This window comes from Gordonia sp. LUNF6 (assembly GCF_047041125.1).
Taxonomy (GTDB): Bacteria; Actinomycetota; Actinomycetes; order Mycobacteriales; family Mycobacteriaceae; genus Gordonia; species Gordonia sihwensis.
On sequence record NZ_CP178181.1, the window covers coordinates 1,286,625 to 1,301,065 of the forward strand.

Sequence of the window (14,441 nt, forward strand, 5' to 3'; positions counted from 1 at the left end):
TATCGATGGTAAAGGACCGGGTATCATTGGGCAGCATGGGATCCGGCGGTGATTTTAACTCCGGCGGACCGGCTCATCCGGTCGCTGGGATCATCCTCGTAGCCCGTGGAGACGAGCGGAATCCCGCAGGTGACGGCGATGTTCCGACAGAACAGCGACTGATGGCCTGCGTGTCAAGTCTGGGCGCCGGCGGCTGCAAGGACATCTATGTGGCGCTCGGCGCCCGCGTGGTTCCGGCGCCCGACACCTCGTCGACGACGCTCTATCTCCCCGAGTGGTACGACAGTCTCGACGCCTGCTCGAGTGCGGCGCTGAAGTTCGTCGATCAGCATCCGAGTCTGGCGGGGGCGGTGATCCAGACCCTCGACAGCCCGGATGCCGGTTCGATCGCCGTCGCACGCGTCATCGAGGCCGCCGCCGACTGCCCGACGAGTCTGTGCCGCGCGGCGTTCGGCGGCCGTCCCGCCCAACCCTTCTACCTGGGAGCCGAACGCGTTCGCGAGGCCATCGCGGAGCTGGGGGCGGGACTGCCTGCCGTGCGGTATCTCGTCGCGCACCGCGACGACATGGTGCTGGTCGACTGCACCGATCTCGGGAACCCCGCCGACTCGCCCCTCTGAGCGCCGGCCTGAATGCGCGGCGACCTGGATGCGCGGCGTCCGGGTCAGCGGCCCGGCAGTCCGGAGCGCAGAGCCGCCGCTTCGACGTCGAGCAGTGCGCTCGCGCAACGGGTGGCGGGATCGACCGCGGCCGCGAGCGCGGCGTCGTAGCCGTCGCGGGCGAGGCCGGCCACCGACCCCGCGGCGTCGACGCCGATCAGCGCCGCGAGTTCTCCGGTGGTGGGAACGCACACCGCCCACGTGAGCCGCGACTCGTCGGCCCACGCGGCGTCGGCGGCTCGGATGTACTCGACCGGATCGCCGACGCCGAGGAGCTCGAGCGCGGGCACATCGGACAACCGCTCGTCGTGCCGCAGGGCGCGCAGATACCACGCACCGGCGTTGATCTCGACAGCTTCCATGACGGGTCCTTCTCGTTCGCTCACGAATCGGCCGGATCCGGGCGCGTGCACGGCTCCGAAAACGGGCTGTGCCGTTCCTCCTGACTCGACATCGGTCAGGCGGAACGGCACAGCCGGAGGTGTATCCGGTTCTACTTGATCTCGAGCAGCACCGTGCCCTGGGTGACCGCGGCACCGGCCTCGGCGGACAGGCTGGTGATGGTGCCGGCCTTGTGCGCAGTGACCGGGTTCTCCATCTTCATGGCCTCCAGGACCACGACCAGGTCGCCCTCGGCGACCTCGTCGCCCTCACCGACGGCCACCTTGACGACGGTGCCCTGCATCGGCGCGGTCACGGCGTCGCCGGAGGCAGCGGCGCCGCCGCCCTTCTTGCGCGTGCGCGACTTCGGCTTGCGGCGGATGGCGCCGTTGGTGCCGCCACCGCCGCCCAGGTTGAGATCGCCGGGCAGCGAGACCTCGACGCGGCGGCCGTCGACCTCGACGATGACCTTCTGGCGCTGGGTGTCGTCCTCGTCGTCGAGCGGCTCACCGCCGGTGAAGGACTTGATCGGGTTGTCCCAATCGGTCTCGATCCACTTGGTGTAGACCTCGAAGCCCTCGACGCCGTTCTCGTCGGTGCTGCCGATGAAGGCGGGGTTCGACACGATGTGGCGGTGGAACGGGATCACGGTGGCGAGGCCGTCGACCTCGAACTCGGCCAGTGCGCGGCGGGCGCGCTCGAGTGCCTGGGTCCGGTTCTCGCCGGTGACGATCAGCTTGGCCAGCATCGAGTCGAACTGACCGCCGATGACGTCGCCCTGGCGGACGCCCGAGTCGACGCGGACGCCGGGGCCGGAGGGCTCGCGGTAGACGGTGATCGGGCCGGGCGCGGGCAGGAAGCCTCGCCCGGCGTCCTCACCGTTGATCCGGAACTCGAAGGAGTGACCACGCGGGGTCGGATCCTCGGTGATCTCCAGGGCCTTGCCCTCGGCGATGCGGAACTGCTGGCGCACCAGATCGATGCCCGAGGTCTCCTCGGTGACCGGGTGCTCCACCTGGAGTCGGGTGTTGACCTCGAGGAACGAGACGGTGTCACCCTGGACCAGGTACTCCACGGTGCCCGCGCCGTAGTAGCCGGCCTCGCGGCAGATGGCCTTCGCGGAGGAGTGGATGCGCGCCCGCTGCTCGTCGGTCAGGAAGGGAGCGGGGGCCTCCTCCACCAGCTTCTGGAACCGGCGCTGCAGCGAGCAGTCACGGGTTCCGGCGACGACGACGTTGCCGTGCTGGTCGGCGATGACCTGGGCCTCGACGTGTCGCGCCTTGTCGAGGTACTGCTCCACGAAGCACTCGCCGCGACCGAATGCCGCGACGGCCTCGCGGGTGGCCGACTCGAACAGCTCGGGGATCTCCTCGACGGTGTGCGCGACCTTCATGCCGCGGCCGCCGCCGCCGAAGGCGGCCTTGATCGCGACCGGGACGCCGTACTGCTTGGCGAACTCGACGACCTCGTCGGCGCCGGCGACGGGATCCTTGGTGCCGGCGGCCATCGGCGCCTTCGCGCGCTCGGCGATGTGGCGTGCGGTCACCTTGTCGCCGAGGTCACGGATGGCCGACGGGGGCGGGCCGATCCAGGTGAGACCGGCGTCGATCACGGCCTGTGCGAAGTCCGCGTTCTCCGAGAGGAAGCCGTATCCGGGGTGGACTGCGTCAGCGCCGGACTTGGCGGCGGCGTCGAGGACCTTGTCGAACACCAGGTACGACTCGGCCGACGTCTGGCCGCCGAGTGCGAACGCCTCGTCCGCCAGCTGCACGAACAGTGCGTCGGCGTCCGGTTCGGCGTACACGGCGACACTGGCGATGCCTGCGTCCTTCGCGGCGCGAATCACGCGAACGGCGATCTCACCGCGGTTGGCGATGAGGACCTTCTTGATGGTCGTCTGACTGATCTCAGCGGAACTGGTCACTGGCACTCCTGTGGCACCACCGGTCAGGCGGTGCCGTTGTCGGGGACGGCTCTCACCATCCGGGGTCGACGGGCTGCGTCTCGCGCGGGATTCTCCCGCTCGTGGCGTCCTACACGTGGCTCGCATCAGACGGGCAACGTGATTTCCGCGACTCAGATTAACGCACCGATCAATTGCTCGGTACGACGCATCTCACGCAGGTCAAGAAAATTGTCTACCCGGCTTCGGCTGTACGCGCGAGTAGGTCCGCGAAACGGTCGAGGAAGACGGGAACATCACCTGCGGTTTCGGCGGGATAGCGAGCGTGCATCCGCAGGCCGCCGGGCGTCCGGTTGACCCACACGTAGACCTCGTCGTCGGCATAAGAATGGCTGCGCAGGACCCGTGCGGCACCGTCGTCGGCGGCCTGGGCACGCGGTGCCCCGCGCGTGTCCATGTACGAGACCACCGTATGCGGCGAGCCGGTGACGCCGATGAGATCCGCCACACGAAGGAACGGAAGCTCGCTTCCGTGCCGCGAAGCGCTCAGTTCCGCGGTGCTCCGCCGCGACGCCTCGGCGGGCGTGGGATCGTCGGAGACGTCGATCACCAGGGGCGCCAGACCGACGAACCAGCCCAGCGAGTGCAGCCACGAGCGGTCGGTCCGTGTATGCCGGGGCATGATCACGGCGAAGTCGTCGGCGCCGCTGGTCTCGCGGAAGGCCACCGCCATCGCTCCCAGGATCCCGCCCACCGGGGACGCGCCCGAGGCGGCGCAGAAGGCCTCGAAGCGCGTTGCGCCTGCGTCGTCGAGGAGCAACCGGGTGCGCGCGAGCTGGACCGGCCCGGTGCCCTCCTCGGCGGGCCCCGCCCGACCGGGGGTCAGCAGGGGGTTCGGTGGCAGTCGGCCGCCGAACCGGGCGACGAACTCGGCCCATGTGCGCACTGCGCGGTGCTCGGGGTCGGCGACGTCGGCGGCGCGGCGCTGGGCGTCGCTGAAGTCGAGGTAGCTGCCCGTGGGCTCGAGAGCCGGTGGACGACCCTCGCGGGCCGCCCGGTACAGCTCCGACAACTCGTGATGCGCATTGACCAGGGAGTAGCCGTCCACCAGCGAGTGGTCGGCGGCGAAGAACAGGGTGAAACTGTCCGGTCGCGCCACGGTCGCGAACCGGTACGCCGGCCAGTGCAGAGGGGCGGTCGCGCGGTCGAACGATCCCGCGATCTGCTCGAGGAGCAACGGCGTCTCGGTGTACCAGCCGATGCGTGCCATCTTGACCCGGACGGTGTCGGGCTCGGTGGTGTAGCGCTCCGTGCGGTAGCGGGCGTCGCGGTCGGCCTTGAGCACCACGTGCGTCCGCAGCACCTCGTGGCGATTGATGTACGCCACCAGCGCGGAGCGGACCGAGGGCACCGACATCGGTTCGTCGAACTCGATCGCGAGCCCGAGCCACGATTCGCGGCCGCCCTCGCGATGCGTCAGCGCCCGGTACTCGAACGCCGACCGCAGATGCTCCTCGTGGTTGTGCGAGGTCTCGCGTACGTCTCGGCTCCAGCTGCCCAGACCGCCCGGTACAGCCGGAATCCACTCGACCAGGCCGCCGGGCTGAATCGGGGCGTCGACGATCTGCAGAAAGTCCATTGCGCTGCGACGGCGTTCAGCGGGAAGTCTGCTCGCGCACCTGACGCTTGATCCGCGTCAGCATGCCCGCCATCCCGTTGAGACGCAGCGGACTGATCACCGACGACAGACCCAGCTCGTGGAAGAAGTCGTCGGGCACCGCGGTGATCTCCGAAGCACTGGCGCCGTCGAGCCCCTCGTGCAGGATGGAGGCGAAACCCCGGGTGGTGGGTGCCTCGGGCGGAGCGCTGAAGTACAGGCGCACGGCCCCGGCGTCCGAGGCGTCCACGGACAGGAAGATCGGCGACTGGCACTCGGGAACCGGCTCCATCGACTCGGGCTTCAGCGACTCGGGCAGCTCGGGGAGCTCGCGGGAGAACTCGAGCAGCAGAGTGACCTTGTCCGAATCCGCCAGATCGGCGAAATCCGAGACGATCTCGGCGAGAGGGGCGGGCAGCGTCATGGAACTGTTTCCGGCGTCAGTCGGCGACGCCCGTGCCCGGCTCGTCGCCGACGGCGATCGGAACCCGGACGCGGTTGCCCCATTCGGTCCAGGAGCCGTCGTAGTTGCGGACGTTCTCGAAGCCGAGAAGATGGGTCAGCACGAACCAGGTGTGGCTCGACCGCTCGCCGATCCGGCAGTACGCGATGGTCGGGGTGGCCGGGTCGAGACCGGCGTACACGTCTTCCAATTCGGCCCGGCTGCGGAACCGGCTGTCGGGGGCGGCGGCCTTGGCCCACGGGATCGAGACGGCGGTGGGGATGTGACCGCCGCGCAGCGCACCCTCCTGCGGGTAATCGGGCATGTGCGTGCGTTCGCCCGTGTACTCCTGCGGCGAGCGCACGTCGATCAGCGGAGTCGAACCGATCTCGGACAGCACGTCCTCGGCGAAGGCGCGGATCTTGGAGTCGTCGCGCTCCACGACCGGATAGTCGGTCGGGCGGTAGACCGGGACGTCGAAGGAGGTCTCGCGCTGTTCGTCCATCCACGCGTCGCGGCCGCCGTCGAGGAGCCGGACGTCCTCATGGCCGAAGAGCGTGAAGACCCAGAGGGCGTACGCGGCCCACCAGTTGCTCTTGTCTCCGTAGATCACGACCGTGTCGTCGCGGGATATCCCCTTCTCGCTCATCAGCTTCGCGAACTGCTCGCCGTTGATGTAGTCGCGGGTGACCGGATCGTTGAGGTGAAGGTGCCAGTCCACCTTCTGGGCGGTGGGAATGTGGCCGATGTCGTAGAGGAGCACGTCCTCGTCCGACTCGATGATCTTCAATCCGGGCGCGCCGAGGTGCGCGGACAACCACTCGGTCGTCACCAAGCGCTCCGGATGTGCGTATGCGGAGAAAGCCGGATTCGGATCGAATTCCACAGTCACTGAGGGTCTCCCGCCTCTGCTGATGTCGGAGGCGACCGGAACCGGCCGCGGATACAAGCATACGGACGGCCGCGCCGAGGCGTTTCGCCGGACCGGTCTCAAGTTCGTTCCGATCCGCGGTCCGGCCTGCGCAATCGTCCGAATGACGTCGGGCACGTCGCCGGGGGCGACGGTGTTAGCGTTCCCGTCATGCCGAGAAGGGGATCGGGGCGCGGGCTCCGGACAGTGGTGGGTACGGCCCTGGCGGTCGTGGCCGCGCTGACGATGAGCGCATGCGGGGTGGACGGAACGGCGCATCGCGCGGCGCCCACGCCACCCGCGCACTGTTCGGCCGCTCGGTGTCCGGAACTGGCCGCCGTCTCGGCTGAGCGGCTGGCGGCCTCCGGGGTCGACGAGTCGAATCAGTCGACCGCGGTCCCGGCGTACATGTCGGCGGTGCTCGACGACTTGGACTCGGTGTGGCAGGACTGGTTCGCCCAGTTGGCGATCGAGGGGTCGACGGCGGGCCGGGTGCTGATCGCCCCGGGCGATGCCTTCCACAGCGCGTGCCTGGACTCGGGTGAACTGCCCGACGGAATCCCGAGCGATTTCCCGAACGCCTTCTTCTGCCCGCTCGACCGCCGGCCGGACGGCGGCGGCACCGACAGGCAGGGGTCGGTGATCCTGCCCGTGCAGACCTTCGCCGACATCTGGAACGGCAAGCTCATGGGCTCGTCCGGCATCATGCTCGGTGACTTCACCGCGGCCACCATCATGGCCCACGAATACGGCCACAACGTCGTGTACCGCCTCGCGAAGGCGTACGGCATGGGCGACGCGGCCGGGCCGCCCGGAGACGACCGCGAGTTGATCGCCGACTGTTTCGCGGGCAACTGGGCGGCCACCGTCTTCGAGCGCAAAGACCTGTCGTTCACGTCGATGCTGCAGGCCGCAGCGCTGATCGTCAGTGTCGGCGACGCCGCGCCCGGGCAGGGCCACGGAACCTCCGTCGCGCGGGCACGGGCCCTCTGGCGCGGATTCACCGACAACCTCAGACGGCAGGGACAGCCCGGCGACTGCCTCAAGGCGTACTGGCCCGCCGTACTCCGGCAGTGAGGTCTCAGCGCTCGGCGGACCACAGGTCGGCGACGTCGACGCCGACCTGCGTCAGCAGGCGCCGGACCAGCGGCAGGCTGATGCCGATCACCGACGACGGGTCGCCGTCGATGCCGTCGATCAGCCAGCCGCCGATCCCGTCGAGGGTGAACGCGCCCGCGACCTCGAGCGGCTCGCCGGTCGCCGCGTAGCGTTCGATGAGCTCGTCGGAGACGTCGGAGAAGAAGATCGCCGTCGACTGACTGTGACTGGCGGACGCGACGGCCTCGCCGTCACGCAGGCGCCGCACGCAGTGTCCGGTGATGAGATGACCGGTGGTCCCGCGCATCCGTCTCCACCGCTCGGCGGCGGCCGCCGCGGTGTGCGGTTTGCCCGCGAGCGACCCGCCGGTGAGCAGCATCGAATCGCAGGTCACGACCACGCCGTCGGTCGCCGCACCCGCCGCCTGCGGTGCGCCGTCACCGAGGACGGCGGCGACCACCGCGTCGGCCTTCGCCTCGGCCAGCCGGGTGACGATCTGCGCGGGCGGGGCGCCCGCCAGCTCGTCGAGCAGGGCGTCCTCGTCCACGTCTGACACGACGACCGCCGGCCGCAGTCCGGCGTCTCGCAGCACGCGCAGGCGTGCGGGCGAGGCCGAACCGAGGACGACGGTCGTCGCGGTGGAACGGTGTGCGGGGCTCACCAGCCGCCGCGGTTGGTGAAGCTGCCGGGCTGGCCCCAGTTCACCCGGAACATGTCGACGGGGCGGCCCCAGTCGTTCCGGATCTGCGGTCCGGTGTCGGCGGTGCCGCCGCTCGCCGCGGCGAAGACACCGACCAGGGCGGCCAGTTCCGCGTCGGTGGGCTTGCCGTCGACGATGGTCAGGAACGGGCGGGCGGGCTGCTCTTGGCTGCCCGCCGAGGTGACGTCGTCACTCATGTCGTCGCCTTTCTGGATCGGGGAGCGGACTACAGCGGGATGTTGCCGTGCTTCTTCGGCGGCAGCTGCACCATCTTGCGCTCCAGCAGCTTCAGGGCATTCGCGATCTGGCCCCGGGTGTGGCTCGGCGGGATCACCGCGTCGACATAGCCGCGCTCAGCCGCGACGTACGGGTTCACCAGGGTGTCCTCGTACTCCTGCTGCAGTTCCAGGCGCAGTGCGTCGACGTCCTCGCCGTTCGCCTGCGCCTCCTTGAGGCGGTTGCGGTAGACGAAGCCGACCGCGCCCGAGGCGCCCATGACCGCGATCTGAGCGGTCGGCCAGGCCAGGTTCACGTCGGCGCCCATGTGCTTGGAGCCCATGACGTCGTACGCGCCGCCGTAGGCCTTGCGGGTGATGACGGTGATCTTGCCGACCGTCGCCTCGCCGTAGGCGTAGAGCAACTTGGCGCCGCGGCGGATGATGCCATTGTACTCCTGCTCGGTGCCGGGCAGGAAGCCGGGGACGTCGACCAGGGTGACGATCGGAACGTTGAAGGCGTCGCAGGTGCGCACGAAGCGCGCCGCCTTCTCCGAGGCGTCGATGTCGAGACAGCCGGCGAACTGGGTCGGCTGGTTCGCGACGATGCCGACGCTGCGGCCGTCCACCCGTCCGAAGCCGACGATGACGTTCATCGCACGCTCGGCCTGCACCTCCAGGAACTCCTCGTCGTCGAGGATGTTCCGGATGACGTTGTGCATGTCGTACGGCTGGTTGGGCGAGTCGGGGATGATCGTGTCGAGCGCGAGATCGTCCTCGGTGAGATTGTCCTCGATGGCGCCGACGCGCTCCGGTGCGGGCAGGCGCGGGGCCTCGGCGCGGCAGTTGCTCGGCAGGTAACCCAGCAGTTCCTTGACGTAGTCGAGGGCGTCTTCCTCGTCCTGGCCGACATAATGGGCGACGCCCGACTTGGTCATGTGCGTGTGTGCGCCGCCCAGGTCCTCCTGAGTGACGTCCTCACCGGTGACGGTCTTGATGACGTCGGGACCGGTCACGAACATCTGGCTGGTCTGGTCGACCATGACCACGAAGTCGGTGAGAGCGGGGGAGTACACGTGGCCACCGGCGTTCGGGCCCATGATCAGCGAGATCTGGGGGATGACGCCGGAGGCGCGGACGTTGCGGCCGAAGATCTCGCCGTACAGGGCGAGGGAGACCACGCCCTCCTGGATGCGGGCGCCCGCACCCTCGTTGATGCCGATCAGGGGGCGGCCGGTCTTGATCGCCAGGTCCATGACCTTGACGATCTTCTCGCCGTACACCTCGCCCAGGCTGCCGCCGAAGACCGCGGCGTCCTGGCTGAACACGCACACCTCGCGGCCGTCGACGGTGCCGTAGCCGGTGACGACACCGTCGCCCATCGGGCGCCGCTCGGCGAGCCCGAAGTTGGTGGACCGGTGACGCGCCAGCGCGTCGAGTTCGACGAACGAACCCTCGTCGAGGAGGTGGGTGATGCGCTCGCGTGCGGTGAGTTTGCCCTTGGCGTGAACCTTCTCCGCAGCGGCTTCGCCGACCGGGAACTCGGCCTCGGCGAGGCGGTTGCGCAGATCGGCGAGCTTGCCCGCCGTGGTGTGGATGTCCGGCGCAGCGCCGTCGTCGCGTGAAGCAGTCGTCATGGGATCCGATGCTAACGACCGACACCTATGCGAGGTCAACCGCGCCGAGAATGTGAGAATATCCTCACATTCGAGATCACTGCGGAAGCGTTGCTGTGAGTGTATTCACTCGCGGGCCCGTAAAGTGCTCGTACATGAGCAACGACGTGCCCGATCAGGAAATCCTCGCCGAACAGCTGTCGGACACGCGGTGGCGCGCCGTGGAGGTGATCGCCGAGACCGGCTCGACCAATGCCGATCTGATTGCGCGAATCGATGCCGGGGAAGACGTCGACGGCATTGTTTTGATCGCCGCGCGGCAGACCTCGGGCCGCGGCAGGCATGCGCGGGTATGGGAGACACCGCCCGGACAGCTCGCCGTCTCGGCTGCCATCGCGGTCGACGCCGATGCGATTCGCAGCCTCGGCTGGTTGTCGTTGCTCACCGGCCTCGCCGTCCACGACGCCGTCTCCGCACTCACCGGAACCGGTCTCGAGCTCAAGTGGCCCAACGATGTCCTCGCACCCGGTGGCGGCAAGCTGTCGGGCATCCTTTCGGAGTTCCGGCTCACCGGCGACGGCGGGGGCGTGGCGGTGATCGGCACCGGACTGAACCTGGATCTGCCCGCCGGGTCGGCGCCCGACACGGCGGCCTCGATCAGCGGCCTCGCCGACGCGCCGGTGGACCAGACCCGAGTCGCGGCCGCGTATCTGCGGGCGTTGTCCGAGCGGCTCGCGGACTGGCCCGACCGCATCGAAGTCCTCGCCGAGAACTATCGCAGCGTCAGCGCCACCCTGGGGTCACGGGTCCGGCTGATCCTGCCCGGCGACGTCGAGGTGGTCGGTATCGCCACCGACATCGACGACGAGGGGCGGGTGATCGTCGACGGTCCGGACGGTCCGGTCACGGCGTCGGCGGGCGACGTCACGCATCTGCGGCCCGCCGACTAGCGCCGGACACCTCTAGCTGCGTTTGCGGTCGCTGCTGGCGCGGCCCATCGTCGGGATCAGCGTCAGCACCGGCAAGCCGATGATCAGGTGCAGCACCGCGGTGCCGATGCCGGACGAGATCTGCTCCGACAGCAGCAGCGGAAGGATCACCGCGGCGGCGATCAGCAGCCCGACGATCCATCGGTAGAACTGATTGGGCGCAGGCGTACCCACCTGCAGCAGGTACCACAGGGCGCCGGCGACGATCGCGGCGACGAACCCGGTGACGGCGAACCACACCTCGTCCTGTGCGAGCGGATTCCAGATGCCGAACCGGCCCGACTCGTTGATCTTCTGGGTGACGGCGCGGATCACCCAGGCGGCGAGCCAAGCGGCCAGCCCCGTGACCACTCCGGTCATCAGAACGCCTCCGCAGAACATCAGCGGGTCGATGTCCGGGCCGCGGCGGCGGGGTGCGGCGGGCCCCTGACTGTACTGGGCGTCGTACCCGGTCTGGCCGTAGTCGCCGGCCTCGGTGTACTGCCTGTAATCGTTCGGCCGGCTGTAGGCACGCGTCGCCGGCGGCTGAGGCGGACGGTGGTTCGGGTCGCGCGGATCGTTGTACGTCATGGTCCTTGCCTGTTGTTGCTGCTCGGTATCGCTGCGGTCGTGAGGCCAGATCCGCCCCAGTGTAGCGCCGATATCAGGCCCTCCTAAGAATCCGGCACTAAGGTGAAACGCCATGGGTTACCCGCGCGAGAACCTTGCGCCCGGCGAGGTGGTGGTCATACACCGGCATCCGCACTGGAAGAGCCTGCTGGTGCCGGTGCTGATCTTCTGGGCGGTGACCGCTGCCGCGGGAGTCGCGGTCGGTTACGCCCAGACGTCCGCAATGGCCGACCGCGCCGCGTTGTGGGTCACCGCCGTCGTCGTCGCGATCTGGGCGGCGGCCGTGGCGTGGTTCCTCATCCGGCCGCTGATCTCGTGGAAGACCACTCATTTCGTCGTCACCGACCGTCGGGTCATCTACCGCAGCGGCGTCCTGACCAGGTCCGGCATCGACATTCCGATCCGCAGGATCAACACCGTCGAGTTCCGGCACGGGGTGATCGACCGGATCCTCCGCACCGGCACTCTGGTGATCGAATCGGCATCCGACGAGCCGCTCGCCTTCCATGACATCCCGCAGGTGGAGGCGGTGCACGCTCAGCTCTACCAGGAGCTGCTCGACGAGGACGACGACGCGCTGACGGGCCGCGTCGACGAGTGGCGCCGATGATGAGGTCGCGAGCGGTGCTCCTGGCCGAGGACGACGCGGCCATCGCCGAGCCGCTGGCCCGAGCGCTGAGCCGGGAGGGCAACGACTGCGAGATCGCGGCCACCGGTCCCGAGGCGCTGGAGAAGGTGCGCAGCGGCGACTACGGACTGCTCATCCTCGATCTCGGCCTGCCCGGGATGGACGGTCTGGAGGTGTGCCGCCGGATCCGCTCCGAACTGCCGCAACTGCCCGTGCTGATGCTGACCGCTCGCACGGACGAGGTGGACTTCGTCGTCGGTCTCGATGCGGGCGCCGACGACTACGTCGGCAAGCCCTTCCGCCTGGCCGAGTTGCTCGCGCGCGTGCGCGCGCTGATGCGGCGCAGCGTCACGGCCGTGGAGGGGGAGGAGATCCTCGACAGCGGCGACATCCAGCTCGACCCGCGCGCTCGGCGCGTGGTGGTGGACGGCGAGGATCTGACGCTGGCGAACCGGGAGTTCGATCTGCTCCGCTTCCTGATGGAGCGGTCGGGCGAAGTGGTGTCGCGCGACGAGATCATGGACGCGGTGTGGGGGTCGACGGATCTGCGGTCGTCGAAGACGCTCGACATGCACATCTCCTGGATCCGGCGGAAGATCGGCGACGACCGTCCCAAGAATCGCAGACACATCGTGACCGTGCGCGGTGTCGGCTTCCGGTTCGACCCGTAGGAGCCGTGTGCGTCGTCGAATCCTGAAGATGATGATCGCGTCCCTCGTGGCGATGGGCGTGATGTTCGGCGTGCCGATGACCATCATCACCTGGGACTGGTTCTCCACCTCCGCTCACCAGGACCTCTCCGAGCGGCTCAAACGCATGAGCGAGCACGTGCTCGCGGAGGAGGCCGCCGGCCGCGCCGTATCCCCGCACGATCTGGATCTCGAACAGTTCCGTCTGCTGGTGCCGCCGAACGGTCGCCTCACGCTCACCTATCGCGTTCGCGATCGGGACGCGCCCGGCGGCTACCAGCGCGGGATCCGCCAGATCGGCCATGTCTTCGACGGCGCGGCGGTTTCGGAGTCGGTCAATCTCGGCCGCGACGTGGACCTGACGCTCGCGATACCGCAGGAGGACGTCCGTCCGACCCAGTTGCTGGCGGTGCTGACCCTGCTGCTGGCGATCCTGGTCGCCGTCGTCGGCGGTGCGGTGGTGGCCGTCCTCACGGCGCGGCGGCTGTCGGAGCCGCTGTCGGACGTCGCGCGCCGCGCCGCCGCCATGGGGCGGGGCGACTTCTCCTCCGACTGGCCTGCATACGGCATCGATGAGCTCGATCGGGTCTCGGCGGCGCTGGCTGACGCCAATGACGAGATCGTCCTGCGGCTCGAGCGCGAGGGCGAGATCATCGGGGACGTCTCCCACCAGCTGCGCAGCCGGCTCACCGCGATCGGGCTGCGGCTCGACGAGTTGACCCTGCACCGCGATCCGGCAGTGGTCGCCGAGGCCGAGGCGGGACTGGCGCAGGTGGAACGGCTCGCCGACGAACTGGACGAGATGATCGCGGCCTCGCGTGCGGATCCCAAGGCGCGGGTCGCGATCGACGTCACGTCGGTCGTTCAAACCCTGGTGCGCGATTTCGAGCCCGCGTATCGAGCGGCCGGGCGGTCGGTGCGGATGGTGGTCGACGAACCGGTCCCGCACACCTACGGTCGTCCGGGCCGCCTCCGCGAGGCGCTGAGCGTGCTCGTCGACAACGCACTGGTCCACGGGGGCGGGGAGTGCGTCGTCCGGGTCGGGGTGCTGACATCGCGCGAGATGGTCCGCGTCACGGTGTCGGACGCCGGCGCCGGCGTGCCCGACGAGGTGGTACCGGAGATGTTCCGCCGGGGTGTGTCGGGCGGGGGACGGAACGGGCTGGGTCTGTCACTGGCCCGCGCCCTGGTGGAGGCCGACGGCGGTCGGCTCGATCTGGTGTCGCGGCGGCCCGCGGTGTTCGCGGTGGTGGCGCCGCTGCATCCGGCGAGCGGTGCGTCCTACGGCGAGGAGTCAGACGCCGGCGGCGGTGCCGGTGCGGACGGCGGTGCCGGGACAGACGGCGACGGGACAGACGGCGACGGGCCGACGCTCACGCATGTCCGAGTTCCTCATCGCTGAGTTCCTCGGACGTGGGGTTGACGTCGGTGGATCCGCCTTCGCCGCCGCGCGGCTGCTCGTCGGGGAAGGCGAACCGCCGCAGCGCCCAGAACCGGAAGACCATCTGGAGCAGGTTGCCGATCACGAAGGCGAGCAGGAAGTCGAAGATCGCGAGTTCGAGGCCGACCAGGTTCTCACGCATGTTGAAGACGTTGTTCGCGATCCAGATCGGCGCGGCGGCGATCAGGACGGCGATGCCGCTGATGGCGAAGAACAGGAGTGCCTCGTGGTGCTTCTCGCGTCCGCCGCGGTTCTTGAACGCCCACTCGCGGTTGAGGACATAGCTCAGGATCGTGGCGACCACGCCGGAGATCACCTTGGCCACCGTCGGCTTCGATTCGAGAACACTGAGGGCGAGTGCGTAGTAGACCGCCATGTCGACCACGAATGTGGTGCCGCCGACGATCGCGAACTTGATCAGTTCGCTGTGCTTGAGCACCAGCCGTCGCACGGGCTCCGGCAGTCGCTTCACTGCCCCGTCAATTGTCGGCACAAGGTTCGAGT

At 69.0% G+C, this 14,441-nt stretch carries 16 protein-coding genes; 6 read left to right on the forward strand and 10 right to left on the reverse strand.

Annotated elements, in window-relative coordinates; all coding sequences use genetic code 11:
- Positions 1-170: 170 nt before the first annotated feature.
- On the forward strand, positions 171-620 hold the full coding sequence (locus ACK8HH_RS06025; protein WP_231650343.1) for a hypothetical protein: 450 nt from the start codon (positions 171-173) through the stop codon (positions 618-620).
- A 44-nt stretch (positions 621-664) separates the two neighbouring features.
- On the opposite strand, the gene ACK8HH_RS06030 is transcribed toward ACK8HH_RS06025, so the two are convergent.
- From ACK8HH_RS06030 to ACK8HH_RS06050, 5 genes are all read right to left on the reverse strand, one after another.
- On the reverse strand, positions 665-1,021 hold the full coding sequence (locus tag ACK8HH_RS06030) for a hypothetical protein (RefSeq protein ID WP_006896486.1): 357 nt from the start codon (positions 1,019-1,021) through the stop codon (positions 665-667).
- Between the two features lie 131 nt (positions 1,022-1,152).
- Positions 1,153-2,964, reverse strand: a complete 1,812-nt coding sequence (locus ACK8HH_RS06035) for an acetyl/propionyl/methylcrotonyl-CoA carboxylase subunit alpha (protein WP_412475625.1) — start codon at positions 2,962-2,964, stop codon at positions 1,153-1,155.
- 214 nt (positions 2,965-3,178) lie between these two features.
- Positions 3,179-4,582, reverse strand: a complete 1,404-nt coding sequence (locus ACK8HH_RS06040; RefSeq protein WP_412475626.1) for a condensation domain-containing protein — start codon at positions 4,580-4,582, stop codon at positions 3,179-3,181.
- Positions 4,583-4,598: 16 nt separating this feature from the next.
- Positions 4,599-5,024, reverse strand: coding sequence for a SufE family protein (locus ACK8HH_RS06045; RefSeq protein WP_222111025.1), 426 nt, complete (start codon positions 5,022-5,024; stop codon positions 4,599-4,601).
- Between the two features lie 16 nt (positions 5,025-5,040).
- Positions 5,041-5,934: a sulfurtransferase gene (locus ACK8HH_RS06050; protein ID WP_006896482.1), complete on the reverse strand. Its 894-nt coding sequence runs from the start codon at positions 5,932-5,934 to the stop codon at positions 5,041-5,043.
- A gap of 189 nt (positions 5,935-6,123) precedes the next feature.
- On the opposite strand from ACK8HH_RS06050, the gene ACK8HH_RS06055 reads away from it, so the two are divergent.
- A complete protein-coding gene (locus tag ACK8HH_RS06055; RefSeq protein ID WP_045538601.1) occupies positions 6,124-7,029 on the forward strand; it encodes a neutral zinc metallopeptidase in 906 nt (301 codons plus the stop codon).
- 4 nt (positions 7,030-7,033) lie between these two features.
- Here ACK8HH_RS06055 and ACK8HH_RS06060 read toward each other — a convergent pair whose 3' ends face one another.
- Genes ACK8HH_RS06060 through ACK8HH_RS06070 form a run of 3 tightly spaced genes read right to left on the reverse strand, consistent with a single transcriptional unit; the run spans position 7,034 to position 9,602 of the window.
- Complete coding sequence (locus ACK8HH_RS06060; protein ID WP_062367542.1) at positions 7,034-7,711, reverse strand: Maf family protein; 678 nt, start codon at positions 7,709-7,711, stop codon at positions 7,034-7,036.
- Positions 7,708-7,947: an acyl-CoA carboxylase subunit epsilon gene (locus ACK8HH_RS06065; RefSeq protein ID WP_006896479.1), complete on the reverse strand. Its 240-nt coding sequence runs from the start codon at positions 7,945-7,947 to the stop codon at positions 7,708-7,710. Before ACK8HH_RS06065 ends, ACK8HH_RS06060 begins: the two co-directional genes overlap by 4 nt.
- A gap of 29 nt (positions 7,948-7,976) precedes the next feature.
- The gene (locus tag ACK8HH_RS06070) at positions 7,977-9,602 is read right to left on the reverse strand and encodes an acyl-CoA carboxylase subunit beta (protein WP_062367543.1); all 1,626 of its coding nucleotides are present in this window, start codon (positions 9,600-9,602) and stop codon (positions 7,977-7,979) included.
- A gap of 134 nt (positions 9,603-9,736) precedes the next feature.
- Here ACK8HH_RS06070 and ACK8HH_RS06075 point away from each other — a divergent pair, with 134 nt between their 5' ends.
- Positions 9,737-10,531, forward strand: a complete 795-nt coding sequence (locus tag ACK8HH_RS06075; protein WP_375002311.1) for a biotin--[acetyl-CoA-carboxylase] ligase — start codon at positions 9,737-9,739, stop codon at positions 10,529-10,531.
- Between the two features lie 12 nt (positions 10,532-10,543).
- Here ACK8HH_RS06075 and ACK8HH_RS06080 read toward each other — a convergent pair whose 3' ends face one another.
- The gene (locus tag ACK8HH_RS06080; RefSeq protein ID WP_346075774.1) at positions 10,544-11,140 is read right to left on the reverse strand and encodes a hypothetical protein; all 597 of its coding nucleotides are present in this window, start codon (positions 11,138-11,140) and stop codon (positions 10,544-10,546) included.
- A gap of 112 nt (positions 11,141-11,252) precedes the next feature.
- Here ACK8HH_RS06080 and ACK8HH_RS06085 point away from each other — a divergent pair, with 112 nt between their 5' ends.
- Genes ACK8HH_RS06085 through ACK8HH_RS06095 form a run of 3 tightly spaced genes read left to right on the forward strand, consistent with a single transcriptional unit; the run spans position 11,253 to position 13,898 of the window.
- Positions 11,253-11,789 carry a PH domain-containing protein gene (locus tag ACK8HH_RS06085; protein WP_006896475.1) on the forward strand — a complete coding sequence of 179 codons (537 nt, stop codon included), beginning with the start codon at positions 11,253-11,255 and terminating at the stop codon, positions 11,787-11,789.
- Complete coding sequence (locus ACK8HH_RS06090) at positions 11,786-12,478, forward strand: response regulator transcription factor (RefSeq protein ID WP_197078082.1); 693 nt, start codon at positions 11,786-11,788, stop codon at positions 12,476-12,478. Before ACK8HH_RS06085 ends, ACK8HH_RS06090 begins: the two co-directional genes overlap by 4 nt.
- A 7-nt stretch (positions 12,479-12,485) precedes the next feature.
- Entirely contained in the window at positions 12,486-13,898 is a 1,413-nt protein-coding gene (locus ACK8HH_RS06095; RefSeq protein ID WP_045538605.1) for a sensor histidine kinase, read from the forward strand.
- Here ACK8HH_RS06095 and ACK8HH_RS06100 read toward each other — a convergent pair.
- Positions 13,870-14,430, reverse strand: a complete 561-nt coding sequence (locus ACK8HH_RS06100; protein ID WP_045538607.1) for a GtrA family protein — start codon at positions 14,428-14,430, stop codon at positions 13,870-13,872. The two genes, ACK8HH_RS06095 and ACK8HH_RS06100, sit on opposite strands and share 29 nt — an antisense overlap.
- Between the last annotated feature and the right edge of the window lie 11 nt (positions 14,431-14,441).

Bases quoted from the DNA above. Each gene is read 5' to 3' on its own strand.
- ACK8HH_RS06030 (WP_006896486.1), bottom strand. From the start codon at position 1,021: ATGGAAGCTGTCGAGATCAACGCCGGTGCGTGGTATCTGCGCGCCCTG.
- ACK8HH_RS06040 (WP_412475626.1), bottom strand. From the start codon at position 4,582: ATGGACTTTCTGCAGATCGTCGACGCCCCGATTCAGCCCGGCGGCCTG.
- ACK8HH_RS06045 (WP_222111025.1), bottom strand. From the start codon at position 5,024: ATGACGCTGCCCGCCCCTCTCGCCGAGATCGTCTCGGATTTCGCCGAT.
- ACK8HH_RS06055 (WP_045538601.1), top strand. From the start codon at position 6,124: ATGCCGAGAAGGGGATCGGGGCGCGGGCTCCGGACAGTGGTGGGTACG.
- ACK8HH_RS06065 (WP_006896479.1), bottom strand. From the start codon at position 7,947: ATGAGTGACGACGTCACCTCGGCGGGCAGCCAAGAGCAGCCCGCCCGC.
- ACK8HH_RS06070 (WP_062367543.1), bottom strand. From the start codon at position 9,602: ATGACGACTGCTTCACGCGACGACGGCGCTGCGCCGGACATCCACACC.
- ACK8HH_RS06075 (WP_375002311.1), top strand. From the start codon at position 9,737: ATGAGCAACGACGTGCCCGATCAGGAAATCCTCGCCGAACAGCTGTCG.
- ACK8HH_RS06080 (WP_346075774.1), bottom strand. From the start codon at position 11,140: ATGACGTACAACGATCCGCGCGACCCGAACCACCGTCCGCCTCAGCCG.
- ACK8HH_RS06085 (WP_006896475.1), top strand. From the start codon at position 11,253: ATGGGTTACCCGCGCGAGAACCTTGCGCCCGGCGAGGTGGTGGTCATA.
- ACK8HH_RS06090 (WP_197078082.1), top strand. From the start codon at position 11,786: ATGATGAGGTCGCGAGCGGTGCTCCTGGCCGAGGACGACGCGGCCATC.